This is a genomic window from Mycolicibacterium chengduense, from assembly GCF_033741155.1.
In the GTDB taxonomy this organism is placed as follows: domain Bacteria; phylum Actinomycetota; class Actinomycetes; order Mycobacteriales; family Mycobacteriaceae; genus Mycobacterium.
This window is the reverse complement of the sequence record NZ_JAWQNH010000006.1, coordinates 88,698-113,390: the sequence shown is the minus strand read 5'-3', so window position 1 is coordinate 113,390 and position 24,693 is coordinate 88,698. Positions and strand designations below refer to the sequence as shown.

Genomic DNA, 24,693 nt, shown 5'->3' with positions numbered 1-24,693 from the left:
TCGACTGAACGTCAGTCCAGTTCGCCGGCGTCCAGCGCGTCCTTGACCTCTTGGGCGTGGGCGACCTCTTCGGCGGTGTACCGGATGAACAGCGCCACCGCGCCGACCAGCACCGCCACCGCGGCCACCCACAGCAGGCCGTAGGTGTAGCCCTGGTCCAAGGCGTGCAGCTGCGCGGGGTTCATATTCTTCACCGGGCCGGTGGTGCCGCCCAGGTATAGGGTCCGCGAGGTGATGACGGCCTGGATGATGGCCAGCACGACGGGCCCGCCCAGATTCTGCAGCATGAGCGCGATCGCGGACACCGGACCGATCTCGTCGAACCCGACACCGGCAATCGCCGAGACGGTCAACGGCACCACGATCATGCCGATACCGAAGCCGCCGACGGTGATGGGCAGCACCAGGTTCGGGAAGTACGGGATGCCGGCGTTGAGCGTCGAACCGTAAATCATGGCACCGAGCACCAGGACGCCGCCCGAGATGACCAGCACCCGGGGTGAGAACTTGGAGACCAGCACCGAGGAGGCGCCCAGCCCGATGCCGAGCGCGATGACGAACGGGATGAAGCCGATACCCGCTTTGAGCGCGCTGTAGCCCATGATGTCCTGCACGTACAGCCCGATCAGGACGGTCAGCGTGAACATCACGCCGCCGGCCAGGAACACCGCGGCCAGCGTGGCAACCCGGTTGCGCTCCCGGAACAGCGAGAACGGGACGACGGGGTTCTCCGCGGTGCGCTCCACGTACAGGAACGCCAGGCCGAACAGCGCTGCCCCGGCACCGGAGACCAGGGTGATCGGCGACAGCCAGCCCTGCTCGGGACCCATCGAGAAGCCGAACACCGCGGCGGTGCAGGCCAGGGTGGCCAGGATGGCGCCGGCGGCGTCCAGTTTCATCGGCGCCCGGTCGGTTTCCTGCAGATTCTTGCGGGCCAACAGGATCATCACCAGCCCGATCGGGATGTTGACCAGGAAGGCCAGCCGCCACGACACCTCGGTGAGCGCGCCGCCCACCACCAGACCCATGACCGAGCCCACGCCGGTCATCGCCGCGAACACGGCGGTGGCGGCATTACGCGCCGGCCCCTTGGGGAAGGTGGTGGCGACCAGCGCCAGGCCCGTCGGCGAGGCGATCGCCGAACCGACACCCTGCAGCAGTCGGGCGATGACCAAGGTGGCCTCGTCCCATGCCACCCCGCACAGCACCGACGCGATGGTGAACAGCGCCACGCCGACGATGAAGGTGCGCTTGCGGCCGATGGTGTCGCCGAGACGACCACCCAGCAGCATGAGGCCACCGAAGGTCAGCACATACGCGGTGATCACCCAGCTGCGGCCGGCGTCGGACAGCCCCAGTTCATCCTGGATCTTGGGCAGCGCGACGATGGCCACGGTGCTGTCCATGGTGGCCAGCAACTGCATACCGCCGATGGCGATGACCGCGGCGATGAAGTTCCAGGACGGCAACCAGGCCGGCAGCCGGTTGTTGCGCCCTGGCCCGTCCTGCTCGATACGCATGGGCAACGCGCGATTGTTTCCGCGCGCGCGCTCGGCGTCGTTGAGAGCCGTCATACCGGTTACCTTACAGTAATCTTAAGAATCCTTTAACTGCCGAAACCCGCGACGGCCCCGATGACGATGATTGCCGGCGGTCTGATGCCCTCGCTGCGGACGGTTTCGGCGACATCGGTGAGCGTTGCCCGCACCGTGCGCTGCGCGGCGGTGGTGCCGTGCTGCACCACCAGCACCGGCGTATCCGCTGGTCGGCCGCCCGCCAGCAGCGCGTCGGCGAACAACTCGATGCGCTCGACGGCCATCAGCAGCACGATGGTGCCGGTGAGCTGGGCCAGCGCATTCCAATTCACTAACGATTCGGGGTGGCCCGGCGCAACATGGCCGCTGACCACCACGAATTCATGGTTGACGGCCCGATGTGTGACCGGGGCGCCGGCCAGCGCGGGCACCGCTATGGCACTGGTCACACCGGGCACCACGGTCACCGGAATCCCGGCTTCGGCGCAGGCGAGCACCTCCTCGTAACCGCGGGCGAAGACGAACGGGTCGCCCCCTTTGAGGCGCACCACGAACTTGCCCGCCCTGGCCCGTTCGATGAGGACGTTGTTGATGGCCTCCTGTGCCATCGCGCGGCCGTACGGGATCTTGGCGGCGTCGATCACCTCGACGTGCGGCGCCAACTCGGCGAGCAACTCGGGTGGGGCGAGCCGGTCGGCGACCACGACGTCGGCCAGGGCCAGCAGCCGGCGGCCCCGCACGGTGATCAGCTCGGGGTCGCCCGGTCCCCCGCCGACCAGCGCCACTCCCTCGTGCACGGTGTCGGGGGCGTGGGCGCCGATCACCCCGCTGGCGAGCGCCTCGTGGATGGCGGTGCGGATCGCCGCCGAGCGGCGGTGTTCGCCGCCGGCCAGCACGCCGACCGACAGCCCGTCGAACTCGAAGGAGGCCGGGGTGACCGCGGTGCCCTCGCGGGCAACGTCGGCGCGGACACAGAAGATGCGGCGCCGCTCGGCCCCCGCGACGATGGCGGCGTTGACCTCCGGGTCGTCGGTGGCGGCCAGCACATACCAGGCGCCGTCCAAGTCGTCGTCACGAAAATCGCGCAGGGTCAGGGTCATCGGGTGCATGGCTTCGACGGCGGGCGTGGCGGCGCGGGTGACCACGTGGACATCGGCCCCGACCGAGATCAGCAACGGCAGCCGGCGCTGGGCCACGCTGCCGCCGCCCACGACGACCACTTTGCGCCCGTCCAGGCGCAGACCGACGAGGTAGGCGTTCTCCGAACTCAAATTGCTCCTCCGTCGGCGGCACTCACTGTCACGCGCTGAGCTTAAAGGTTTGCGCCGCGGCCACGAACCGGGTGATGGCCAGCGGGTGGGCGGCCGGATGAGTGTGCAGGTAACCGGCGTGCACGCCCCGGTGCACGGCACCATCGACGGCCCGGTGCACGGCACCGTCGACGGCCCGGCGTGCGGCCGAACCGGCGAACGCCCATGCCTGTTCGTACTCGGCCGCGAAAGTGACTGTGGTGCGGTGAAATTCGTGTCCGGTGACGCGCTCACCGACCCGGTGCAGCGCCGAATCCGAGACCGCCACCGCGTCGCGGTAGCCCAGCGTCAGCCGCTCGGTGAACCGCGCCGAGCCCGCCAGCACCCCGCACATCGGCGCCCCGTCCAGGTCGTCGACCAGGTAGGTCAACCCGGCGCATTCGGCGTGCACCGGGGCGCCCGCACCGGCCAGCTCGCGGATCTGCGAGCGCACCGCAGCGTTGGCCGACAGCTCGGCGGTGAACTGCTCGGGAAAGCCACCGGGAATCACCACGGCGGACGTACCGGTGGGCAGCCCCTGGACCAGGGGGTCGAAGTCGACGACATCGGCGCCGGCGGCCACGAGCAGTTCCCGGTGCTCGGCGTAGCCGAAGCTGAAGGCCCGCCCGGCCGCCAAAGCGACCGTCACGTCCCGGACCGGTTCGGCCGTCACCGGGCTCCACGGTGCGGCGGTGACCCCGGCGCCGGCGACGGCCAGCACAGCGGGCACGTCGACGTGCCGGGCGACCAGATCCGTCATCGCCGCAACGGCATCGGTCGCGCGTTGACCGTATTCGACGGCGGTGACCAGTCCGAGGTGGCGCGAGGGCACTTCGAGTTCGGCCGTCCGCGGGACCGCCCCCAGCACCGGGATGCCGGCGTGCTCGCACGCCTGCCGCAGCACCTGCTCATGCCGGGGCGACCCGACCCGGTTGAGGATCACCCCGGCAAAGCGCAGCGTCGTATCGAAGGTCGAGAATCCGTGCAGCAGTGCGGCAATGCTCTGACTCTGGCCGCGGGCGTCCACCACCAGCACCACCGGGGCGCCGAGCAGTCCGGCGACCTGGGCGGTGGAACCGCGGGCCGGGCCGGCATGCTCGGCGATGCGCCCGTCGAACAGGCCCATCACGCCTTCGACGACCGCGATGTCCGCGCCGGCGCTGCCGTGTCGGTACAGCGGGCCGATCAGGTCCTCCCCCACCAGCACCGGATCCAGGTTGCGCCCGGGCACCCCGGCGGCCAGCGCGTGGTAGCCGGGGTCGATGAAGTCCGGCCCGACCTTGAACGGGGCGACCCGGCGCCCGGCCCGGCGCAGCGCGCCCATCAGGCCGGTGGCCAGCGTGGTCTTACCGCTGCCCGACGCGGGGGCGGCGATGACGACCGCGGGCGTCACCATCGGCGCACCGTGGCTACCACTCGATGCCCCGCTGGCCCTTGCGGCCGGCATCCATCGGGTGCTTGACCTTGGTCATCTCGGTGACCAGGTCGGCGGCATCCAGAAGCGCTTGCGGCGCATCGCGACCGGTGATCACCACATGCTGGTTGCCGGGCCGATCGGTGAGCACCTCGACCACCTCGTCGACGGGGATCCACCCCCACTTCAGCGGGTAGGTGAACTCGTCGAGCACGTAGAAGTCGTGCCGCGCCTCGGCGAGCCGGGTCCGGATCTCGGCCCAGCCGTCCCGAGCCGCCTCGGCGTGGTCGACCTCGGATCCGTGCTTGCGCGTCCAGGACCAACCCGAGCCCATCTTGTGCCACTGCACCGGCCCGCCCGCGCCGTGCTCGTCGTGGAGCTGCCCGAGCGCGCGGAACGCGCTCTCCTCGCCCACTTTCCACTTCGCGCTCTTGACGAACTGGAACACCGCGATATCGAAGCCCTGGTTCCAGGCGCGCAGCGCCATACCGAACGCTGCGGTCGACTTGCCCTTGCCGGGCCCGGTGTGCACGGCCAGCAGCGGGGCGTTACGGCGCGCCTTGGTGGTCAGCCCGTCGTTCGGAATCGTGAGCGGTTGCCCTTGTGGCATCGGTCATCTCCTAGGCTGCTGATTCGACGGCTGCGGATTTGACCAGCGAGGTGAGCTGGCCGGCCTGCAATTGGCTCAGCCGGACCGCGGGGGCACCCAGCTGCCCGGCCAACCGGGTGGCCAATCCCAGCCGCACATACGAGGTTTCACAGTCCACGACGACGGCGGCGGTGCCCTCGGCGGCCAGCAGCCGGGCGGCGATCTCGGTGCGGCCCAGCGGGTCGGCGCCGCCGGTGGCCCGGCCGTCGGTGAGCACCACGACCAGCGGCCGGCGGGCGCGGTCGCGCGCCTTCTCGCGCAGGATCACATCCCGAGCCGCCAACAGGCCTTGCGCCAACGGGGTTTTGCCGCCGGTGTCGAATCGGGCCAACCGTCGTCCGGCGATGTACACCGACGAGGTCGGGGGCAGCAGCAGCTGCGCCCGGTCCTGCCGGAAGGTCACCACCGCGACCTTGTCACGGCGCTGGTAGGCATCCCGCAGCAGGGACAGCGTGGCACCACTGACCGCCGACATCCGGTCCCGGGCGGCCATCGAACCGGAGGCGTCGACGACGAAGATCACCAGGTTGGCCTCGCGGCCCTCCCGGATGGCACGCCGGACGTCGTCGGGGCCGATCTGCGGTCGGCCGGCCCGGCGTTGGTTGCCCGCGGCGGCCAGCAGCGACGCGAACACATGCACCCCGTGGCCTTCGCCGGGTACATCGGTGGCCGCGATGGTGCTGCCGGTGCGGTTGCGGGCCCGCGACCGGCGGCCGGGGGCACCTTCGCCGACGCCGGGTACCAGCAGCGCCCTGGTGCGGAACGTGCCCGCGGGCGGCGCACTCTGGCGGGTACCGCTGCTACCGGAATTCTGCTGTGGTCCTTGCCCGTTCGAGGTTTCCGAGGAATCGGTCGCGCCACCGCCGCCGGGCGGCTCCGGATCCGGTTCGGGATCCTGGTCGGACTCACCCGCGGCGGCCAGCGCCTCGTCCAGGCGGTCCTGGTCGAGCCCGGGATCGTCGAACGGGTCGCGGCGGCGCCGGTGCGGCAGGGCCAGTTCCGCCGCGATGCGGATGTCCTGTTCCTCAACGGTAGTACTGCCCCGCCAGGCCGCGTGCGCCACCGCGGTGCGGGCCAGCACCAGATCCGCGCGCATCCCGTCCACGTCGAAGGCCGCGCACAGGGCGGCGATCCGCCGTAATTCGTTGTCCGGCAACACCACGTCAGTCAACGCTGCCCTGGCCGATGCGATTCGGCCGGCCAGCTCGGCATCCTGGCCCGCGTAACGCTCGGCAAAACCCACCGGGTCGGCCTCGTAGGCCAGCCGTTGCCGGATCACCTCGACACGCACGTCGACATCACGCGACGCGGCCACGTCCACAGTGAGGCCGAACCGGTCCAGCAGCTGCGGGCGCAGCTCGCCCTCCTCCGGATTCATGGTGCCCACCAACACAAATCGGGCGTCGTGGCTGTGCGAGATGCCGTCGCGTTCGATGTGCACCCGGCCCATCGCGGCCGCGTCCAGCAGCACGTCCACCAGGTGGTCGTGCAGCAGGTTGACCTCGTCGACGTAGAGCACGCCGCCGTGCGCGCGGGCCAGCAGGCCGGGTTGGAAGGCCTGTTCACCGTCACGCAGCACCCGCTGCAGATCCAGCGAGCCGACCACCCGATCTTCGGTGGCGCCGATGGGCAGCTCCACGAGTCTGGCTTCGGCATCGACCTGGGCCAGCACGGTCGCCAGGCCGCGCACCGCGGTCGATTTGGCGGTGCCCTTCTCCCCGCGGATCAACACGCCGCCGATATCGGGGCGCACCGCGCACAGGATGAGCGCCAACCGGAGCCGGTCGTGACCCACCAGCGCGCTGAACGGATAGGTCACTACTGCTGCCCCGCTCCCAGACCCGGTCTGATCATCGGCACGTGGGGAATACCGTCTTCCAGGTATTCGTCGCCGTCGCGGACGAAGCCGTGCGCGCCGTACATGTCCTGCAGGTAGGTCTGCGCGTCGATGCGGCACGGGAAGTCACCGACTTCGGCGATCGCGGCCTGCATCAGCCGGTTGGTGTGGCCGTTGCCGCGCTCGGAGCGTTTGGTGCACACCCGGCCGATCCGGAACACCTTCTCGCCGCCGGGATGCTCCTCCATCAAGCGCAACGTCGAAATCACCTGGCCCTCGGCATTTTCCAGCCAGAAGTGCCGGGTCTCGGCGAGCAGGTCGCGGCCGTCCAGTTCGGGGTACGGGCACGCCTGCTCCACCACGAACACCTCGACGCGCAGCTTGAGGATCTCGTAGAGCGTGGCGGCATCGAGATCCTGCGCCCAGCTGCGGCGCAACGCAACCGTCATCGACGTACCGGCCTCACACGGCTGCCGGCGTGTCGAGCTGCAGCACCCGGGTGCCGTGGTCCCACACCTCGCGGAACAGTTCGGGCTCGGTGGACAGTTTGACACCCAACGAGGGGACCATCTCCTTGAGCTTGGGCAGCCAGGCTTGGTAACGGTCGGCGAAGCAACGTTCCATCACGTCCAGCATGGCCGGCACCGCGGTCGACGCGCCGGGTGAGGCGCCGAGCAGGCCGGCGATGGAGCCGTCGGCGGCCGCGAGCACGGTGGTGCCGAATTCCAGCACCCCGCCGGCGCCCTTGCGTCGGATCACCTGCACCCGCTGCCCGGCGATGTCCAACTCCCAATCGGAGTCCCTTGCGCTGGGAGCGAATTCGCGCAGCGCCTCGACCCGGTCGGCCTCGCTGAGCACCAGCTGGCCGAGCAGGTACTTCACCAGACTCATCTCGGTCAGGCCCACCCCGACCATGGAGGCGAGGTTGTCCGGCTTGACCGACAACGGCAGGTCGGTGAACTTGCCCTGCTTGAGGAATTTCGGCGTCCATCCGGCGAACGGGCCGAACAGCAAATAGGACTTGCCGTTGATGACACGGGTGTCCAGGTGCGGCACCGACATCGGCGGCGCGCCCAGCGGCGGGGCGCCGTACACCTTGGCCTGGTGACGGGCCGCCAATTCCTGGTTGCCGGTGCGCAGCCACTGCCCGCCGACCGGGAAGCCGCCGAAGCCCTTGGCCTCTTTGATCCCGGACTTCTGCAGCAGCGGCAGCGCGCCGCCGCCGGCGCCGACGAAGACGAACTTGGCGTTGATCTTGTACTTCTCGCCGGTGCGCCGGTTGACATAGCTCACCGTCCAGGTGCCGTCGGATTCCTTGTGCAGCCCCCGCACCTGATGACCGAACAGGGTGGTCATGCCCTGCGCGGCGCCGTAACCGATGAGCTGACGCGACAGCGAACCGAAGTCCACGTCGGTACCGGATTGGGTCCAGTTCAGGGCGATCGGTTCGGAGAAATTGCGTTTCTCGGCCATCAACGGCAGTCGGCGCGCGAACTCGTCGGCGTCGTCGATGAATTCCATTGTCGCGAACAGCGGGTTGCGCACCAGCGTTTCGTACCGGGCCTTCAGGTAGCCGACATTGCTCGCACCGTGCACGAAGGACACGTGCGGGATGGGGTTGAGGAAGTTGCGTACGTCGGGCAGCACACCGTTCTCCACGGCGTAGGTCCAGAACTGCCGCGACACCTGGAACTGCTCGTTGACGTTGACAGCCTTGGCGATGTCGATCGTGCCGTCGGACTTCTGCGGGGTGTAGTTCAGCTCGCACAGCGCGGAGTGGCCGGTGCCGGCGTTGTTCCACGGATCGCTGCTCTCGGCTGCGGCGCCGTCGAGCCGTTCGATCAGGGTGATCGACCAGTTCGGCTCGAGCAGGCGCAGCAACGCGCCGAGGGTCGCGCTCATGATTCCGGCGCCGACGAGCACGACGTCGGTCTTGGCTACCTTGGGGTCAGACACCGTTGGCTGTCCTTCGTTTCGCACGGCCCGCCGCAGCGGTACGCGACGGTTGTTGTGGTCCTCAGGTTATCGCGACGCATCCGCCGGGTAACGGGCCGTGCCGGGTGCTTTCGGTCACCACGCCGCTAGGGTGAACTCGTGACGGCAGCGCAGGGCCATGCTCAGGTGCAATGGGAACCCGACGTGCTGTCCGGCTATCGGCAATTGACCATGCCGCTGGGGCCCGATCCGGATGGTGAGGGCGATCTGGTGGCCACCCTGGTTCGGCGCGAACCGGACCCTGAGCGGGCCGGCGAGCAGGCCCGCGCCGTGGTGCTGGTGCACGGGTTCACCGACTACTTCTTCCACACCGAACTGGCCGACCGCTTCGCGGCCCGCGGTTATGCCGTGTACGCGGTCGACCTGCCCAAATGCGGGCGCTCTTGGCGGGAAGGACAAACCCCGCACTTCACCACCGACCTGGCTCGCTACGACGTCGCACTGGAGACCGCCCTGGAGCATGTCGGCGCCGACCAGGTGCTGATCTACGGGCACTCGGCCGGCGGGCTGGTCGTGACGCTGTGGCTGGATCGACTACGCCGCCACCGCACCACCGGTCGGATCACCGGGCTGGTACTCAACAGCCCCTGGTTCGATCTGCACGGGCCGTCGATCCTGCGCAGCGCGCCGACATCGGTGGCGTTGCGCGCGCTGGCCCGGTGGCGCACCACGCAGGTGATTCGCCGCCCGACCGGCCAGGGCGGCTACGGCACCACCTTGCACCGGGATTATGCCGGGGAGTTCGACTACAACCTGCAGTGGAAACCGGTCGGTGGCTTCCCGGTGACCGTCGGCTGGATCAACGCGATCCGGCGCGCGCAGGCCCGGCTGCACCGCGGCTTGGATGTCGGGGTGCCGTCACTCATCCTGCGGTCGGGGCACAGCGTCCCGGAATCCAAGGATCCTGATGCCATCCAGCGTGGTGACGCCGTGCTCGACGTCGCGCAGATCGCGCGGTGGGCCGGCTGCGTCGGCAACCGCGGCACCATCGTGCCGATCACCGACGCCAAGCACGACGTGTTCTTGTCGCTGGCCGGTCCGCGCGCGGACGCATACCGCGAACTCGATACCTGGCTCACCTGGCATCTCACCGAGCTCGACCACCGACATCACTCCACCGCAACACAATCCGGATAGGCCTGACGCGTGCAGCATTACGACCTGACCATCATCGGCACCGGCTCGGGCAACAGCATCCCGGATACCGGCTTCGACGCCCGCTACGGCCAGCTGCGGATCGCCATCGCCGAGCAGGGCACCTTCGGCGGCACCTGCCTCAACGTGGGCTGCATCCCGACCAAGATGTTCGTCTACGCCGCCGAGGTGGCCCACACCATCCGCGATTCCGCGCGGTTCGGCATCGACGCGCACATCGACGGGGTGCGGTGGCCCGATATCGTGAAACGGGTCTTCGGCCGGATCGATCCGATCGCGGCCTCCGGCGCGGCATACAAGCGCAGCCTGCCCAATATCGACGTCTACGCCAGCCACATTCGGTTCACCGGGGTACAGCACGGTCGCTATCTGTTGCGCACCGAGGCCGGCGACGAGTTCAGCTCCGATCAGGTGGTGATAGCCGCCGGGTCGCGGGCCACCGTGCCACCGGCGATCCGCGACTGCGGGGTGGCCTACCACACCAGCGACACCATCATGCGGATCGAGGAGCTGCCCGAGCACATGGTGATCGTGGGCGGTGGGTTCGTGGCCGCGGAGTTCGCGCACGTGTTCTCCGCACTCGGCGTCCGGGTGACGGTGGTGGTGCGCGGACCGGGCATGCTGACGCACTGCGATGAGACGATCTGTCACCGCTTCACCGAACTGGCCGCAGCGAAATGGGATCTGCGCACCCACGTCAACGTCATCGGGTCCCGCACCGACGACGGGCGCACCGTGCTCGAGCTCGACGACGGCTCCGAACTCGACACCGACGTGCTGCTGGTGGCCACCGGCCGGGTGCCCAACGGGGATCTGCTGGACGCCGAACTCGCGGGCGTCACCGTCCGCGATGGCATGGTGGCCGTCGACGAATACCAGCGCACGACCGCCCGCGGCGTCTACGCTCTCGGCGACGTGTCCTCGGAATTCCAGCTCAAGCACGTGGCCAACCACGAAATGCGGGTGGTGCGGCACAACCTGCTGCTGGACTGGGACGACACCGCAGCCATGGTGGCCAGCGATCACCGCTTCGTGCCCTCGGCGGTGTTCACCGACCCGCAGATGGCGATGGTCGGGCTCACCGAGGCGCAGGCCCGCGAGGCCGGCCACGACATCGTGGTCAAGGTGCAGGCATACGGCGACACCGCTTACGGCTGGGCGATGGAGGACACCACCGGAATTGCCAAGGTGATCGCCGAGCGCGCCACCGGCCGGATCCTCGGCGCGCATATCCTCGGCTACCAGGCGTCATCCATCATCCAGCCCCTGATCCAGGCGATGAGCTTCGGCCAGCCCGCCAAAGCGGTTGCCACCCACCAATATTGGATTCACCCCGCGCTTCCCGAGGTGATCGAGAACGCACTGCTGGGGCTGCTCTAAGCCGCCGGCGTGGCGTCCCAGCGCTCCTCGATCCGGCCGAACCGCCACACCCCGATCGCGATGATCCAGGTGAGCACGAACATGCCGACGATCGAGAAGCCGACGAATTCCAGGTCCGCCGAACCGATCACCATGAGCGGCCCGGACGTGATGCCCAGTCGATCCACCAGCAGCCCGGTGAGCACGATGACGCCGATGGCCAACGCGACGAGCACGGACAGCACGGTGACGGTCAGGTTGTAGTAGACCTTGCGGATCGGCTTGAGGAAGGCCCAACCGTAGGCGCGGGCCATGAAGATCCCGTCCAGGCTGTCGAACAGGCTCATCCCGGCGGCGAACAGCACCGGCAGCACCAGCACCGCGTACCAGGGCAAGGTGAAGGCCGCCGTACCGGCCGCCAGCACCAGCAGCGCCACCTGCGTGGCGGTGTCGAAACCCAGGCCCATCAGGAAGCCGACCGGATACAGATGCCACGGCTTGTCCACCCGGTGCATGACCCGACCCACCAACCGGGCGAGAAGTCCCCGATTCTGCAGATGACGCTCCAGTTCCCGCTCGTCGAACTCACCGCGGCGCATGGCCCGGAACACCTTGGCGATGCCCACCGCGGCGAACAGATTGGTCAAGCCGATCAGCAGCAGGAACGTGCCGGCGACCACCGAACCGATGAGTCCCAGCGTGGCCAGCATCGGCGAACCGTCGTCCTGCACCGGGCCGGCCACGGCCCGCACGCCCAAGGCCAGGAGCAGCGCGAGCCCGAACACCACGCTGGAATGCCCGAGCGAGAACCAGAACCCGGCCGACAGTGACCGGGTGCCCTCACCCACCAGCTTGCGGGTGGTGTTGTCGATGACGGCGATGTGGTCGGCGTCGAAGGCGTGCCGGGCGCCCAACAGATAAGCCGTCACCCCGAGCCCGACGCCGAACACGCCGGCCGACCCCAACGTGATGTGTTGCGGCGCGACACCGAAAACCAGCACGGCCCAACCGAATACATGCAGTGCCGCGACCACGCTGGCGATGCCGGCGATGGAGATCCAGTCGGCCCGGTCGAATCGCGATGGCATCACCGCAGCGTAGGACTCGGCGCGACATCTGTCTACCTGAACAGATGATCAGTTGTGCCTGGCGCCGATCCAGTGCAGCAGGTCGTGCACGACGTCGTCGTCGAGCCGGTAGGACACCATGCGCCCCGCCCGCGTGCTGGACACCCAGCCCTGGTCACGCAGTACACGAAGGGCCTGGGACACGGTGTTTTCCGAGCGTCCCAGCACACCGGCCAGATCACCGACGCAGATGCCGGGAGCCCGGTGCAGCGCCAGCAGGATCTGCAGCCGGTGCGGATCGGACAGCAGATCGAAGCGCCGCGCCCACCCGTCGGTGTCGACATCGGGGTCTGCAGGTCCGGCCACGCCCCGATCGTAGTGATGTGTGCACGTTTGGTAACGCTCACCGTGACCGAACCTGCACAAGTCCCTAGTCGAGGAAGCCGTGCAGGAGCGCCGCCGAGCCCGCGACGTGGGCCGCCATCGCCGCCCCCGCACCCTCGGTGTCGCCGGCCAGGATCGCCATCACGATGGCCTCGTGCTGTTCGTCGGAATGGGCGATGTTGCGGGACAACAGCGGAATCTGGTCCAGCAGCGCGTTGATCCGCATCCTGTTCTGGGCCACCAGCGGCACCAGCGACGGCGACCCGGCGGCCTCGGCGATCGCCAGGTGCAGCCGGGAATCCAACCGTCGGTAGTCGTCGGGATCGGCGTCACGCACGTCGCCCAGCCGCGACCACAATCCCTCCCGCTGCACCGCGGTCAGCGTGCGCGCGGCCGCCATCCGGGCCGCCCCCACCTCCAGGATCTCGCGCAGCCGCACGGCGTCGTCGATCTCCTCGCGGGTCAGACCGTCGGCACTGACCGGCAGCGCAGGCATCTCGGTGGCCAGGAAGGTGCCGCCGTAGCGGCCCCGCTTGGACACCAGATACCCGGCGTCGGCCAGCGACCTGATGGCTTCCCGGACGGTGTCGCGGCTGACCCCGAGCCGGGCGGCCAGCTCCCGTTCCGGCGGTAGCGACGCCCCGGGCTCCAGCACACCGAGCCGGATGGTCTCCAACAGCCGACCGACGGTGTCCTCGAAGGCGTTGCCGAGCCGCACCGGGCGCAACAGCGACGATGCCGCCGCCTCCGCGGCGGGGCGCTCACCTGCAGGCAGCGGCTCGGACGACCGTTCGGGCTGGGACATCGTGGCGAACCTACCGACTCACAGCGGCGTGACGTAGTGGCCGCTGATACCGCCGTCGACCAGGAAGGTCGAGCCGGTGATGAACGATGCGTCGTCACTGGCCAGGAACGCGACCGCGGCGGCCAGCTCCTCGGGCTCGGCGAACCGCCCCACCGGCACGTGCACCAGGCGCCGCGCCGCCCGCTCGGGATCCTTGGCGAACAGTTCCTGCAGCAACGGGGTGTTCACCGGGCCGGGGCACAGCGCGTTCACCCGGATGCCCTGGCGGGCGAACTGCACGCCCAGTTCCCGCGACATGGCCAGCACCCCGCCCTTGGACGCGGTGTAGGAGATCTGGCTGGTGGCCGACCCCATCACCGCGACGAACGACGCGGTGTTGATGATCGAGCCCCGCTGCGCGGGCACCATGTGCCGCAGGGCGGCCCGGCAGCACAGGTACACACTCTTGAGGTTGATGTCCTGCACCTTCTGCCAGGCCGGCAGCTCGGTGTTCTCGATCAGGTCGTCCTCGGGCGGGCTGATCCCGGCGTTGTTGAACGCGATGTCCAGTCCGCCGTGCACCTGCACGGCGGTATCGAACAAGTGGTCCACCGCGTCCTGGTCCGACACGTCGACCTGGACGAAGGTCACATTGAGCTCGTCGGCGACGGCCTGCCCGGTCACCGGGTCGACATCGCCGATGACGACGATGGCGCCTTCGGCCTGCATCCGCTTGGCCGTCGCCAGCCCGATCCCGCTGGCACCCCCGGTGATGACGGCCACCTTGTCCTTCAGCCGCTGGGTCAGATCCATCTAGCTCTCCTCGATTGCGATGAACACGTTCTTGGTTTCGGTGAATGACAAAGGCGCATCCGGGCCCAGCTCACGGCCCAGCCCGGACTGCTTGAATCCGCCGAACGGGGTGGTGTAGCGCACCGACGAGTGCGAGTTGACGCTGAGGTTCCCGGCCTCGACGGCGCGCGAAACCCGAAGGGCGCGTGACACGTTGTCGGTCCAGATGGATCCCGACAACCCGTAGGAGGTGGCGTTGGCCATGGCGATGGCATCGGCTTCGTCCTCGAACGGCAGCACCGTGACGACCGGCCCGAAGATTTCCTCGGTGACGGTGCGGTCGGCACGGGTCGGCGTCAGCACGGTCGGCGCGAACCAGTAGCCGGGTCCGTCCGGCGCCGAGCCGCGGAAGGCCACCGGTGCGTCGTCGGGGACGTAGGCCGCCACCGACTCCCAGTGCTTCTTGGACACCAGCGGTCCCATCTCGGTGCCGCGGGCGCTCGGGTCACCCACCACCACGCCCTTGACCGCGGGTTCCAGCAGCTCCATGAACCGGTCATACACGCTGCGCTGCACCAGGATCCGGCTGCGGGCACAGCAGTCCTGACCGGCGTTGTCGAACACCCCGTAGGGGGCGGTGGCCGCGGCGCGCTCCAGATCGCAGTCGTCGAAGACGATGTTGGCACTCTTGCCGCCCAGCTCCAGGGTGACGCGCTTGACCTGTGCGGCGGCGCCGGCCATCACCCGGGTGCCGACCCGGGTCGAGCCGGTGAACACCACCTTGCGCACGTCGGGATGGGTGACGAAACGCTCCCCCACCACCGGACCCGCTCCCGGCAGCACTTGGAAAAGTCCCTCGGGCAAGCCCGATTCGAGGGCCAGCTGGCCCAGCCGGATGGAGGTCAGCGGTGTCCACTCGGCGGGCTTGAGCAGCACCGCGTTACCGGCGGCCAGCGCCGGGGCGAACCCCCAGGCCGCGATGGTCATCGGAAAATTCCACGGGGTGATCACCCCGACCACCCCGAGCGGCTCGTGGAAGGTGACGTCGAGACCACCGGCCACCGGAATCTGCTTGCCGGACAAACGTTCCGGGCTGGCCGAGTAATAGGTGAGCACATCGCGGACGTGCCCGGCCTCCCACTCGGCCTGGCCGATCGGATGCCCGGAGTTGGCCACTTCCAGCGCCGCCAGCTCCGCGAGGTGGGCATCGACGGCGGCGGCGAAGGCGCGCAGTGCGCCCGCCCGGTCGGCGGGCGCCAGCCGCGCCCACTTCCGTTGCGCGACCACCGCGGCCGCCACCGCATCGTCGACCGCCGCCACGTCGAGCAGGTCGACGGTGCGCAACACCTCCTCGGTGGCCGGGTTGATGACCTCGCAGGTGCTCATGAAACCCTTTCCGTCGCATACTCGGCCGCCGCCTGCACCAGGCCGGCGAACAACCGCAGATCGTCCAGCCGCTCCTCGGGATGCCATTGCACCGCCACCACGAACTGATCGCCTGGCAGTTCCACGCCCTCGATCACCCCGTCGGTGGTGTCCTGGGCGCTGATGATCAGCCCGTCGCCGAGCCGGTCGATGGCCTGGTGGTGATAGCACTGGGCATCCGAGGTTTCCCCGATCAGTGCGGCCAGCCGGGTGCCCGGAACGGTCTGCACGTGGGAGGTGGTGAACACCGCGTTGCCCTGCTGATGACGGGTGTGGCCCAGCACGTCGGGCAGGTGCTGATGCAGGGTGCCGCCGAGCGCCACGTTGAGCACCTGGGCTCCGCGGCAGATCCCGAGTACCGGCATGCCGCGGCGCAGCGCCTCACCGATCAGCTCGAATTCCCAGGCATCGCGGTACCCGGCCGGCTCATCGGTAGCCGGATGCCGTTGCTGCCCATAGCTTTCCGGGTTGACGTCGCGGCCGCCCGTGACGATGAGGCCGTCGAGGCCGTCGAGCACCCGCCCGGCAACCATGGCATCGATCAGTTGTGGCGGCAGCAGCACCGCGGTGCCGCCACCGAGATTGACACCTTCGATGTAGATGGCGGGCAGGAAGCTGGCTTGCACATCCCACACCCCGGTCTGCGCCTGCTGCAGGTAGGTGGTGAGTCCGATGACCGGCCGCGGTGACCCGGGGTTCTGGTCAGAGGCGCTCAAAGCCCCTTCTCCTTTCCCAATCCGTGACGGCCCCGTTGAACGCCGCCAGTTCCACACGAGCGTTGTTGAGATAGTGCTCGACGACGTCGGCACCGAACGCCGAGCGGGCCACCGTCGATCCCGCGAACAGGTCGGCCGCTTCGGCCAGGGTGGTGGGCAGGCGCTGGGCGCCACTTGTGTAGGCGTTGCCGGTGCATGCCGCTTCCAGTTCGAGGCCTTCGTCGATGCCGTGCAGGCCGGCGGCAATCAATGCCGCGACCGCCAGGTACTGGTTCACGTCTCCGCCGGGGGCCCGGCATTCCATCCTCATCCCCTGCCCGTGCCCTACCACCCGAAGGGCGCAGGTGCGATTGTCCATTCCCCACGCCACTGCCGTCGGGGCGAAGCTGCCATCGGCAAAGCGCTTGTAGGAGTTGATATTCGGAGCATAGAACAGCGTCAACTCACGCAGTGTCGCCAGCTGGCCGGCCACGAAGCTGCGGAACATCGCCGACATGCCCTGCGGGTCGGCGTCGTCGGAAAAGACGGCGGCGCCGTCGGTGCCACGGAAAGAGACGTGGATATGACAGCTATTACCTTCCCGCTCATCGTATTTCGCCATGAAGGTCAGCGATTTACCGTGCTGGTCGGCGATCTCCTTGGCACCGTTCTTGTAGATGGTGTGGTTGTCGCAGGTCACCAGCGCGTCGTCATAGCGGAAGGCGATCTCTTGCTGGCCGAGGTTGCATTCGCCCTTGACGCCCTCGCAGTACATGCCGGCGCCCTCCATCCCGCGGCGGATATCGCGCAGCAGCGGCTCCATGCGGGTAGAGGCCAGCATCGCATAATCGACGTTGTAGTCGGTGGCCGGCGTCAGACCGCGATAGTCGGCGGCCCAGGCCGCGCGGTAGGTGTCCTCGAACACCATGAATTCCAGTTCGGTCCCGACGAACGCGGCCAGTCCGCGCTCGGCCAGCCGGTCGAGCTGCCGGCGCAGGATGCTGCGCGGCGCCTGGAGCACGGGACGACCGTCCGTCCAGGACAGGTCGGCCATCACCAACGCGGTTCCGGGCAGCCACGGCAACAGCCGCAGGGTGCCGAAATCCGGGGTCATCACCATATCGCCGTAGCCGGTCGCCCAACTGGAGATCGCGTAGCCGTCGACGGTGTTCATATCGACGTCCACGGCCAGCAGGTAGTTGCAACATTCGGCGCCGTGGGCGGCGACCTCCTCGACGAACAGCCGCGCGGACACCCGTTTGCCGGTGAGCCGGCCCTGCATATCGGTGAACGCAACGATGACGGTGTCCACGTCCCCGTCGGCGACGAGACGCTCCAGCTCGAACTGCGTCAGCATGCAGAACGCTCCCTCTCTACGACGAGAAGTCAACCATTACCGCCCTGTGACTACCGCAGGCGCGTTGTCTTCGACGGTCATTCACCTACACATTTACACAACCGTCACCTCAAAGGTAGGACAGCAGACCAATAGGGGCCTATTCTCCCCCTAGATCCGGGGGGCCGTCGACAAGGAGACTGCTGTGCCAGAAGGCCACGAACTGCTGGACGAGGACGAACGGCATCTCGCCAGCCTCGGCTACACCCAGGAACTGCACCGGTCCTGGTCGAGTTTCTCCAACTTCGCCATCTCGTTCTCCATCATCTCCATCCTGGCCGGGTGTTTCACCTCGTTCGGCCTGGGCTGGAACAACGGCGGCCCCGCTGCCATCGCCTGGGGCTGGCCGATCATCGCGGTCTTCATCCTGATCATCGGGCTCTGCATGTCCGAGCTGGTCTCGGCATTCCCGACCTCCGGTGGAATCTATTGGTGGGCAGCCAAGCTCGGCGGCCCCAAGGCCGGTTTCTACACCGGTTGGCTGAACCTGATCGGCCTGATCGCCATCCTGGCGTCGGTGGCCTACGGCAGCGCCACCTTCCTGGACCTCACGTTGAGTACCTTCAGCGAGAGCTGGGCGGCCGGCTACAGCCTGAACAGGGTGTTCATCATGTTCCTGGCCATCCTCGTGGTGGTCGCGGTGATCAACATCTTCTCATCGCACCTGCTGGCGGTCATCAACAACATCTCGGTGTGGTGGCACGTCTTCGGGGCGGCGGCGGTGATCGTCATCCTGTGGGCGATCCCCGCGCGACACGCCAGCTTCTCCACGGTGTTCGCCACCACCGTCAACAACACCGGCTTCTTCGGCGGTTCGACCTCGGGCCTGGCGTTCCTGTTCTTCGTGCTGCCCATGTCGGCGATCCTGACCCAGTACACGATCACCGGTTACGACGCGTCGGCGCACCTGTCCGAGGAAACCAAGAGCGCGGCCGACGGTGCGGCCAAAGGCATTTGGCGGTCCATCTTCTATTCCGCGATCGGCGGCTGGATCCTGCTGCTGACGTTCCTGTTCGCGGTCCAGGATGTCGACGGGGTGACCGCCGGCGGTGGCGCGGTGGCCACCATCTTCACCCAGGCCATGGACTCGAAGTGGGTCGGCATCGTGCTGTTCATCTCGACGGCGGGCCAGTTGTTCTGCACCACCGCGTGCCAGACCAGCGCATCGCGGATGCTGTTCGCGTTCAGTCGGGACCGCGCGGTCCCCGGGCATCAGCTGTGGTCCAAGGTCAACGCCAACAAGGTGCCCGCCAACGCGGTCATCGTGACCGCGGCGATCGCCGCCCTGCTGACGCTGCCCGCACTGGTCAAGGTGGACATCAACGGCGCCCCGGTGCCGGTCGCCTTCTTCGCCGTGGTCTCGATCGGCGTCGTCGGGCTGTACCTGTGCTTCGCGGTGCCGATCTATTACCGCTGGAAGGCCGGTGATTCGTTCCCGCTGGGCAAATGGAACCTGCGTGGACATCACAAGTGGATGGCGCCGGTGGCCCTCGCCGAGATCATCATCACGTCGATCATCGCCATGTTCCCCACCTCGATCGGCGGCGCGCCATGGGATGCGAGCTTCGAGTGGAAGTTCGTCAACTACACGCCGATCCTGGTCGGCACCGTGCTCGTGCTGCTGTACATCTACTGGCATGTGTCCGTGAAGCATTGGTTCACCGGTCCGGTGAAGCAGGTGGACATCACCGGTGGGGAGTTGACGGACGCCTGAACACACCCCGTCGCTTCGCTCGCCTGAACACACCCCGTCGCTTCGCTCGCCTGAACACACCCCGTCGCTGAGCTACCACGTACTGGTGCGCATGACGATTTCGGTGGCGACCTGTGCGGTGGACTCACCGGCATTGCGCCGGCCGAGCAACTCCACCAAGCGGAACTCACCGTAGACGTAGCGCTGGCTGGCGACCCCCACCGCGCGCGCGGCGGGGTTGCTCACCAGCACGGTGGTGTTCATCTCCACCGGCGGGCAGGTCTCGTCGGGGATGACCCCGGCCTGGTCGGCCACCCGTGGGTGGCCTCGGTCGATCGCCACCAGGCCGATGAACCGGTCGAGCCGGGTCGCCGCCAGCCGCCAGGCCAGTTCACCGCCGAGACGGTCCCCGACCAGCAGACCCCACCGCACCCCGAGCGCGTCGAGCACGCCCACCACCGCGTCGGCCGTCAATTGCGGACCGGGGTAGATGACGATGGTTCGCAGCGATGCGTTGTGCAGCCGCTGGCACACGGCGTCGTAGGCCCGGGCACCGGGAGCCGCGGCGCCCAGCAGCACCACCACGCCGCCCTTGTCCGGACCGGCCACCTCGACGGCGACGGGCAACCCGTCGACGGTCACCATGGTCGAAGGCATTGGGTCACGCTAGGACATCAGCCGGACGGGCATGGCCGTTTTGGCCGTCTGCAACTTCGCTGTCAGCGCCGCGCGAGACGGTTCGCCTGGTTGCCGACGACATCGATGAAGGTTTGCGGCAGGGTGGCCCGGACCGGCACGGCGGGGTCCGGTGTCGGGAAGGCGACCGCGAAAACAGCCATCCCGTCGACGTTTTCGAACGACGAGTAGACACTGCTGCGCTCCACGCCGAGCTGCATCGTCTGTTCGTAGACCAGCGCGCCGGGGCGGTCGGTGTCCAACCGGGTGGTGGTCATCGGGATACCGGGCATCGACCGGTCGAAAAACGTCTCATACCGCGCGCACCGTTGCGCGGTCGCGGTGATGCCGTCCAGATCCAGTTGCCAGCTCAGCACGGTCACGACGATGCGCGCGCCGTCATAGCTGACGCTGTACTTGGCGGCACTACCCGCGCCGCGTTCGGCGGAGGCGGCGATCACCCGCGTGAAACCGTCACTGCAGCCCTCCGGGGTGGACAACATGGAAGGCGGTCCACCGGCGCCGTCGGGCCCGCCCGGCTGCTCGACGAGTCGGTCGTAACGGACACCGGCCGGAAAATCCGATGCGGTCAGCAGGACGTTGCGCAGCCGGGCACCCGGCCAGGTCGCGGTCCCCGTCACCACCTCGCCACAGCCGCCGACCACCAGGGCGGTCAACGCCGCCGCCACCAGCCGGGCCGTCATCGCCCCAGGTTACGGCACAGGCGGCGGGTCAGGTGCGGCGCTTGGCCACCTCGGGATCGTCGTCCGCAAGGGGTTCGGGGTCGCGCCATTCCTCAGCGCGGCTGGAGCGGTTGCCCTGTAGCGTGCCGCGCAGTTCGTCTTTCAGCTCGTCGTCTTGGCGGGCACCGTGTTTCGAGCTCTCGCGCTGCATGTCGCCAACCTCCTGTTCACTCGACCGGTTTGAGCGGGTCGTGACCGATAGTCATCAACGATCGGCGCCATTCTTGTTGTCCTGCAGTCGGTTCCATCTCGACTCCGCGCTCGGCATGCACCACGTCGACCACCTGGCGCATGGTCTGCGCGTCGGCGTCGGTCAGATCGGATCGGCGCTTCTGCAGCACCGCGAGCACCCGGCGCCCATAGGCGGGGGCGGCCTCATCGGGAAACCGCTCGGCGGGCTCGCCGGAGGCCACCGTTCGCAACCAATCCGACAGCTCGCGTGACGACATGTTCACGACGCGGTGGAATTCCTCCCACAACCCCGCGTCGACTTCGGTGTTCCGGTGCACAGCACCACCTCCCTCGGGTTCAGCTACTGGAGTCGGCGCGCGCATCCTCCATTCGGCGCACCCGACGGTGCTCGATGGAGTACCACCAGCGCCGGGAAATTCTCGGCGTCCTTCATGGACTCACCCGCATGGGGGCGCGTCGTGCGCGCATGATCCAACGCGTCCTCAGGCGACCGCATGGCGACTCCTTCCCCTCCTGAGCTACCCGGTGCCGTGCGGCCCAAACGCCCGGAACGGGTCAGGCGGGGCCAGTGGTCGAGGAGATGACCGGGCGCCGCGGCGGACCGTCCAGCAGCCCGAGCACCGCGTCGAGGTCGGCATGCGCGGCCAGCGCATCAGCCATCACTTCCAGCTGCGCGTCGCGACGGGCCCGCACATCGGTGTCGGCGGCCACCACGAAGCCGGTGCAGCCGGCGGCCTGCGCCACCTCGGCGAGCCAGGCCCGGCGAACATCGTCGTTGTCCAGCACCCCGTGCCAGTGCGTACCGAACACCGCACCGTCGCGGATGCCGATGCCGAGCCAGTCCTGCGCACCGGAGCGACGGACCTGACCGTGGTGGATCTCGTAACCGTGCAGCGGGGTCTCCCAGTGCCGCAAGGTTTTCTGCGGCTCGAAGACGATATCGGCGTCCAGCAGACCCAGACCGTCCACCGCCCCGGCCCGCGACTCCACCGGATCGTCGATACGCCGGCACAGCATCTGGAACCCGCCGCACACCCCCAGCACCGGGCGCCCGGCCCGCGCATGCGTCAGCACCGCCTCGGCCAGGCCCCGGTCCCGCAACCAGGCCAGATCCGAGACGGTGGCCTTGCTGCCGGGCAGCACCACCACGTCGGCATCGGCGATATCCGCCGGTTCGGCGACCCAGCGCACCAGCACGCCGGGTTCACAGGCCAGGGCCTCCACATCGGTCGAGTTCGAGATGCGGGGCAGCCGCACCGCCGCCACCCGCAGCCACTGCCGCCCGAGCGGCGCCACCGGGTCACCGAGGGTGGCACCAGGGGTCACCGACAGCGAGTCCTCGGTGTCCAGCCACAGCGAGTCGAGGTGGGGAATGACGCCGTAGGTCGGCCGGCCGGTCCGGTCCCGCAGTTGGTCCAGCCCCGGGGCCAGCAGGGCCGGGTCGCCGCGGAACTTGTTGACCAGGTATCCGCTGATGAGTTTTTGATCCTCGGGCTCGAGCACCGCGACGGTGCCGAACAGGTGCGCCAGCAGGCCACCGCGGTCGATATCGCCGACCAGCAGCACGGCCAGACCGGCGGCGCGCGCCAGACCCATGTTGGCCAGGTCGGTGGCGCGCAGGTTGATCTCGGCAGGCGACCCGGCGCCCTCGCAGATCACCGCGTCGAATTCGTTTCGCAGCGAGGCCAATTCGTCGGCGACGACGGCGGCCAGCTCGGTGCGCCTGCTGAAATAGTCACCGGCAGCCATGGTCCCGGCGACCTGGCCGCGCACCACCAACTGGGATGTGCGGTCGCTGCCGGGTTTGAGCAGGATCGGGTTGAACCGGACGCTGGGCGCCAGGCCCGCGGCGCGGGCCTGCATGGCTTGCGCGCGGCCGATCTCCCCACCCTCGGCGGTGACCGCCGAGTTGTTGCTCATGTTCTGCGCCTTGAACGGCGCCACCCGGATTCCCTTGCGGGCCAACAATCGGCACAGCCCCGCGACGACCATGGACTTGCCGGCGTCGGAGGTGGTACCGGCGACCAGCAGGGCGCCGCCGGTCACGCCAGGGTCAGGATGTCGGCGCCGTCCGCGGTGACCACCAGCGTGTGCTCGAACTGCGCGGTCCACTTGCGATCCTTGGTGGCGACCGTCCAGCCGTCGTCCCAGATCTCGTAGTCCAGCGAGCCCAGGTTGATCATCGGCTCGATGGTGAACGTCATCCCGGGTTCCAGCACGGTGTCGACGGCCGGCTGGTCATAGTGCAGCACCACCAGCCCGTTGTGGAATGTGGTGCCGATACCGTGGCCGGTGAAATCGCGAACAACGTTGTACCCGAAGCGATTCGCATAAGACTCGATGACCCGCCCGACCACCGAGAGCTGCCGGCCGGGCTTGACCGCCTTGATGGCCCGCATGGTCGCCTCGCGGGTGCGCTCCACCAGCAACCGGTGTTCCTCGGACACGTCCCCGGCCAGGAAGGTGGCGTTGGTGTCACCGTGCACACCGTCGATGTACGCGGTGACGTCGATGTTGACGATGTCACCGTCCTCGATCACGGTGGAATCCGGGATGCCGTGGCAGATCACCTCGTTCAGCGAGGTGCAGCAGGATTTCGGGAAGCCCTTGTAGCCCAGCGTGGACGGATAGGCACCGTGGTCGATCATGTACTCGTGCGCCACGCGGTCCAGGTGGTCGGTGGTCACGCCGGGTGCGACCGCCTTACCGGCCTCGGCCAGCGCGCCGGCGGCGATGCGGCCCGCCACCCGCATCTTCTCGATCACCTCGGGGGTCTGCACCCACGGCTCGTGGCCCTCGACCGCCGTCGGTTTCCAGGCGTACTCGGGACGGGGAATGGACTTGGGCACCGGCAGGGTCGGGGACAACTCACCGGACCGAAGGGGCGCACGCACAGGCATGTCCCCCAGCGTAATGGTGCACCTCCGACCATTGGCATCGGCGGTGGCCAGGCCATCCTCACCGGCGCGGCGGTCGAACCCCCGGGACGTTGCGCAACCGCGGCGGCACCCAGGAGCGTCGGGGACCGCGAATGTCCACCGACCCACAGACCACCTTGCCGGTGAAGACGATATGCGGGGTGCCTTCGGCCGGGGCGTCCTTGCGGTGGTCGGTGGCGCTGCCCACCACGACCTCCACATCGTCGATGGACGCGCTGGCCCCGTCGGGCAACCGGATATCCAGCCCGCCGAACTTGAGATCGAGTTCGACCACGATCATCGGTCCCGCGAACCGGGCGCGGGTCAGGTCGAGGTCGACCGAGCCCATCCGCCGGTGCAGGGCCAGCCGGCTGGGCACCACCCACTCGCCGTGTCGTTTCAGTGAACCCAGCACACCGCGCAGCTCGATCCGGTCGGCCGCCGAGGTGACAATCGCGCCGGGACCGGGCAGGTCACCGACGAGTTGGTCCAGATCGGTATGCAACCGGGCCGCCGAGACCAGCGCCGAGCGCTCCTCGAACTCGCCGATATCGATCAGCCCCAGGGCCACCGCATTGTGCAACCGCCGCAGCGTGCCATTGCGGTCGGCGTCCGAGACGCGCAGCGGCGCGTGGTCGTCAAGGCCTGTCATGGTGGTGTCCTCCGGCATCCAGGCTACCGAGGTCTGGTCTCAGA

Annotated in this window: 24 protein-coding genes and 1 pseudogene; 3 read left to right on the top strand and 22 right to left on the bottom strand. The window is 68.5% G+C overall.

Annotated features, from left to right (window positions below; translation table 11 throughout):
• Nucleotides 1–11 precede the first annotated feature (11 nt).
• From SBI67_RS22450 to mqo, 7 genes are read right to left on the bottom strand one after another with little or no spacing between them, the layout of a single operon-like run.
• Nucleotides 12–1,574 (bottom strand): MFS transporter, encoded by a 1,563-nt coding sequence (locus SBI67_RS22450; RefSeq protein ID WP_318982689.1) that lies wholly within the window; start codon nucleotides 1,572–1,574, stop codon nucleotides 12–14.
• Nucleotides 1,575–1,606: 32 nt separating this feature from the next.
• Entirely contained in the window at nucleotides 1,607–2,806 is a 1,200-nt protein-coding gene (gene cobA / locus SBI67_RS22445) for a uroporphyrinogen-III C-methyltransferase (protein WP_318982688.1), read from the bottom strand.
• A 28-nt stretch (nucleotides 2,807–2,834) separates the two neighbouring features.
• The gene (locus SBI67_RS22440) at nucleotides 2,835–4,220 is read right to left on the bottom strand and encodes a cobyrinic acid a,c-diamide synthase CobB (protein WP_318982687.1); all 1,386 of its coding nucleotides are present in this window, start codon (nucleotides 4,218–4,220) and stop codon (nucleotides 2,835–2,837) included.
• A 13-nt stretch (nucleotides 4,221–4,233) separates the two neighbouring features.
• On the bottom strand, nucleotides 4,234–4,848 hold the full coding sequence (gene cobO / locus SBI67_RS22435) for a cob(I)yrinic acid a,c-diamide adenosyltransferase (protein ID WP_318982686.1): 615 nt from the start codon (nucleotides 4,846–4,848) through the stop codon (nucleotides 4,234–4,236).
• A 10-nt stretch (nucleotides 4,849–4,858) separates the two neighbouring features.
• A complete protein-coding gene (locus SBI67_RS22430) occupies nucleotides 4,859–6,706 on the bottom strand; it encodes a magnesium chelatase subunit D family protein (protein ID WP_318982685.1) in 1,848 nt (615 codons plus the stop codon).
• Complete coding sequence (locus tag SBI67_RS22425; RefSeq protein WP_266045978.1) at nucleotides 6,706–7,173, bottom strand: GNAT family N-acetyltransferase; 468 nt, start codon at nucleotides 7,171–7,173, stop codon at nucleotides 6,706–6,708. Before SBI67_RS22425 ends, SBI67_RS22430 begins: the two co-directional genes overlap by 1 nt.
• Nucleotides 7,174–7,186: 13 nt before the next feature.
• Nucleotides 7,187–8,626 carry a malate dehydrogenase (quinone) gene (mqo, locus tag SBI67_RS22420; protein ID WP_413232557.1) on the bottom strand — a complete coding sequence of 480 codons (1,440 nt, stop codon included), beginning with the start codon at nucleotides 8,624–8,626 and terminating at the stop codon, nucleotides 7,187–7,189.
• Between the two features lie 264 nt (nucleotides 8,627–8,890).
• Here mqo and SBI67_RS22415 point away from each other — a divergent pair, with 264 nt between their 5' ends.
• Together SBI67_RS22415 and mtr are read left to right on the top strand one after the other, a co-directional pair.
• On the top strand, nucleotides 8,891–9,856 hold the full coding sequence (locus tag SBI67_RS22415; protein ID WP_318983024.1) for an alpha/beta hydrolase: 966 nt from the start codon (nucleotides 8,891–8,893) through the stop codon (nucleotides 9,854–9,856).
• Between the two features lie 9 nt (nucleotides 9,857–9,865).
• A complete protein-coding gene (mtr, locus tag SBI67_RS22410) occupies nucleotides 9,866–11,254 on the top strand; it encodes a mycothione reductase (RefSeq protein ID WP_318982683.1) in 1,389 nt (462 codons plus the stop codon).
• Here mtr and nicT read toward each other — a convergent pair.
• The 7 genes from nicT to SBI67_RS22375 all read right to left on the bottom strand — a co-directional run bounded on the left by nicT (nucleotide 11,251) and on the right by SBI67_RS22375 (nucleotide 17,737).
• The gene (nicT, locus tag SBI67_RS22405) at nucleotides 11,251–12,321 is read right to left on the bottom strand and encodes a Nickel transporter NicT (RefSeq protein ID WP_318982682.1); all 1,071 of its coding nucleotides are present in this window, start codon (nucleotides 12,319–12,321) and stop codon (nucleotides 11,251–11,253) included. The genes mtr and nicT overlap by 4 nt on opposite strands.
• A 48-nt stretch (nucleotides 12,322–12,369) precedes the next feature.
• Nucleotides 12,370–12,666, bottom strand: a complete 297-nt coding sequence (locus tag SBI67_RS22400) for an ArsR/SmtB family transcription factor (protein WP_318982681.1) — start codon at nucleotides 12,664–12,666, stop codon at nucleotides 12,370–12,372.
• 64 nt (nucleotides 12,667–12,730) lie between these two features.
• Nucleotides 12,731–13,489, bottom strand: a complete 759-nt coding sequence (locus SBI67_RS22395; protein WP_318982680.1) for a FadR/GntR family transcriptional regulator — start codon at nucleotides 13,487–13,489, stop codon at nucleotides 12,731–12,733.
• Nucleotides 13,490–13,507: 18 nt separating this feature from the next.
• Nucleotides 13,508–14,281, bottom strand: coding sequence for a 3-oxoacyl-ACP reductase (locus SBI67_RS22390; RefSeq protein ID WP_318982679.1), 774 nt, complete (start codon nucleotides 14,279–14,281; stop codon nucleotides 13,508–13,510).
• The gene (locus SBI67_RS22385) at nucleotides 14,282–15,646 is read right to left on the bottom strand and encodes an aldehyde dehydrogenase family protein (RefSeq protein WP_318982678.1); all 1,365 of its coding nucleotides are present in this window, start codon (nucleotides 15,644–15,646) and stop codon (nucleotides 14,282–14,284) included. It lies immediately after the preceding gene.
• Complete coding sequence (locus SBI67_RS22380; protein ID WP_318982677.1) at nucleotides 15,643–16,401, bottom strand: gamma-glutamyl-gamma-aminobutyrate hydrolase family protein; 759 nt, start codon at nucleotides 16,399–16,401, stop codon at nucleotides 15,643–15,645. Before SBI67_RS22380 ends, SBI67_RS22385 begins: the two co-directional genes overlap by 4 nt.
• Nucleotides 16,388–17,737: a glutamine synthetase family protein gene (locus tag SBI67_RS22375; RefSeq protein ID WP_318982676.1), complete on the bottom strand. Its 1,350-nt coding sequence runs from the start codon at nucleotides 17,735–17,737 to the stop codon at nucleotides 16,388–16,390. Before SBI67_RS22375 ends, SBI67_RS22380 begins: the two co-directional genes overlap by 14 nt.
• Before the next feature lie 184 nt (nucleotides 17,738–17,921).
• Between SBI67_RS22375 and SBI67_RS22370 the strand changes: the two genes are divergently transcribed.
• Nucleotides 17,922–19,490 (top strand): amino acid permease, encoded by a 1,569-nt coding sequence (locus SBI67_RS22370; protein ID WP_318982675.1) that lies wholly within the window; start codon nucleotides 17,922–17,924, stop codon nucleotides 19,488–19,490.
• Between the two features lie 72 nt (nucleotides 19,491–19,562).
• Here SBI67_RS22370 and SBI67_RS22365 read toward each other — a convergent pair whose 3' ends face one another.
• From SBI67_RS22365 to SBI67_RS22330, 8 genes and pseudogenes are all read right to left on the bottom strand, one after another.
• The gene (locus SBI67_RS22365) at nucleotides 19,563–20,126 is read right to left on the bottom strand and encodes an alpha/beta fold hydrolase (RefSeq protein ID WP_318982674.1); all 564 of its coding nucleotides are present in this window, start codon (nucleotides 20,124–20,126) and stop codon (nucleotides 19,563–19,565) included.
• Between the two features lie 62 nt (nucleotides 20,127–20,188).
• The gene (locus tag SBI67_RS22360) at nucleotides 20,189–20,848 is read right to left on the bottom strand and encodes a hypothetical protein (RefSeq protein WP_318982673.1); all 660 of its coding nucleotides are present in this window, start codon (nucleotides 20,846–20,848) and stop codon (nucleotides 20,189–20,191) included.
• A 28-nt stretch (nucleotides 20,849–20,876) separates the two neighbouring features.
• Nucleotides 20,877–21,038 carry a hypothetical protein gene (locus SBI67_RS22355; protein ID WP_318982672.1) on the bottom strand — a complete coding sequence of 54 codons (162 nt, stop codon included), beginning with the start codon at nucleotides 21,036–21,038 and terminating at the stop codon, nucleotides 20,877–20,879.
• Between the two features lie 16 nt (nucleotides 21,039–21,054).
• The gene (locus SBI67_RS22350; protein ID WP_318982671.1) at nucleotides 21,055–21,396 is read right to left on the bottom strand and encodes a DUF3140 domain-containing protein; all 342 of its coding nucleotides are present in this window, start codon (nucleotides 21,394–21,396) and stop codon (nucleotides 21,055–21,057) included.
• Nucleotides 21,397–21,473: 77 nt separating this feature from the next.
• Nucleotides 21,474–21,575: pseudogene (locus SBI67_RS22345) on the bottom strand (protein UsfY); the annotation flags it as partial.
• 59 nt (nucleotides 21,576–21,634) lie between these two features.
• Complete coding sequence (locus tag SBI67_RS22340) at nucleotides 21,635–23,125, bottom strand: cobyric acid synthase (protein WP_318982670.1); 1,491 nt, start codon at nucleotides 23,123–23,125, stop codon at nucleotides 21,635–21,637.
• Entirely contained in the window at nucleotides 23,122–23,979 is an 858-nt protein-coding gene (gene map, locus SBI67_RS22335) for a type I methionyl aminopeptidase (RefSeq protein WP_318982669.1), read from the bottom strand. Before map ends, SBI67_RS22340 begins: the two co-directional genes overlap by 4 nt.
• A gap of 58 nt (nucleotides 23,980–24,037) precedes the next feature.
• The gene (locus SBI67_RS22330) at nucleotides 24,038–24,649 is read right to left on the bottom strand and encodes a DUF1707 SHOCT-like domain-containing protein (protein WP_318982668.1); all 612 of its coding nucleotides are present in this window, start codon (nucleotides 24,647–24,649) and stop codon (nucleotides 24,038–24,040) included.
• Between the last annotated feature and the right edge of the window lie 44 nt (nucleotides 24,650–24,693).

Coding starts and splice junctions, on each gene's coding strand:
- SBI67_RS22385 (WP_318982678.1), bottom strand. CDS start 15,646: ATGAGCACCTGCGAGGTCATCAACCCGGCCACCGAGGAGGTGTTGCGC.
- map (WP_318982669.1), bottom strand. CDS start 23,979: ATGCCTGTGCGTGCGCCCCTTCGGTCCGGTGAGTTGTCCCCGACCCTG.
- SBI67_RS22390 (WP_318982679.1), bottom strand. CDS start 14,281: ATGGATCTGACCCAGCGGCTGAAGGACAAGGTGGCCGTCATCACCGGG.
- SBI67_RS22360 (WP_318982673.1), bottom strand. CDS start 20,848: ATGACGGCCCGGCTGGTGGCGGCGGCGTTGACCGCCCTGGTGGTCGGC.
- SBI67_RS22395 (WP_318982680.1), bottom strand. CDS start 13,489: ATGTCCCAGCCCGAACGGTCGTCCGAGCCGCTGCCTGCAGGTGAGCGC.
- cobO (WP_318982686.1), bottom strand. CDS start 4,848: ATGCCACAAGGGCAACCGCTCACGATTCCGAACGACGGGCTGACCACC.
- SBI67_RS22375 (WP_318982676.1), bottom strand. CDS start 17,737: ATGCTGACGCAGTTCGAGCTGGAGCGTCTCGTCGCCGACGGGGACGTG.
- SBI67_RS22330 (WP_318982668.1), bottom strand. CDS start 24,649: ATGACAGGCCTTGACGACCACGCGCCGCTGCGCGTCTCGGACGCCGAC.
- SBI67_RS22365 (WP_318982674.1), bottom strand. CDS start 20,126: ATGCCTTCGACCATGGTGACCGTCGACGGGTTGCCCGTCGCCGTCGAG.
- SBI67_RS22355 (WP_318982672.1), bottom strand. CDS start 21,038: ATGCAGCGCGAGAGCTCGAAACACGGTGCCCGCCAAGACGACGAGCTG.
- SBI67_RS22450 (WP_318982689.1), bottom strand. CDS start 1,574: ATGACGGCTCTCAACGACGCCGAGCGCGCGCGCGGAAACAATCGCGCG.
- SBI67_RS22425 (WP_266045978.1), bottom strand. CDS start 7,173: ATGACGGTTGCGTTGCGCCGCAGCTGGGCGCAGGATCTCGATGCCGCC.
- SBI67_RS22415 (WP_318983024.1), top strand. CDS start 8,891: ATGCCGCTGGGGCCCGATCCGGATGGTGAGGGCGATCTGGTGGCCACC.
- SBI67_RS22440 (WP_318982687.1), bottom strand. CDS start 4,220: ATGGTGACGCCCGCGGTCGTCATCGCCGCCCCCGCGTCGGGCAGCGGT.
- nicT (WP_318982682.1), bottom strand. CDS start 12,321: ATGCCATCGCGATTCGACCGGGCCGACTGGATCTCCATCGCCGGCATC.
- mqo (WP_413232557.1), bottom strand. CDS start 8,626: ATGAGCGCGACCCTCGGCGCGTTGCTGCGCCTGCTCGAGCCGAACTGG.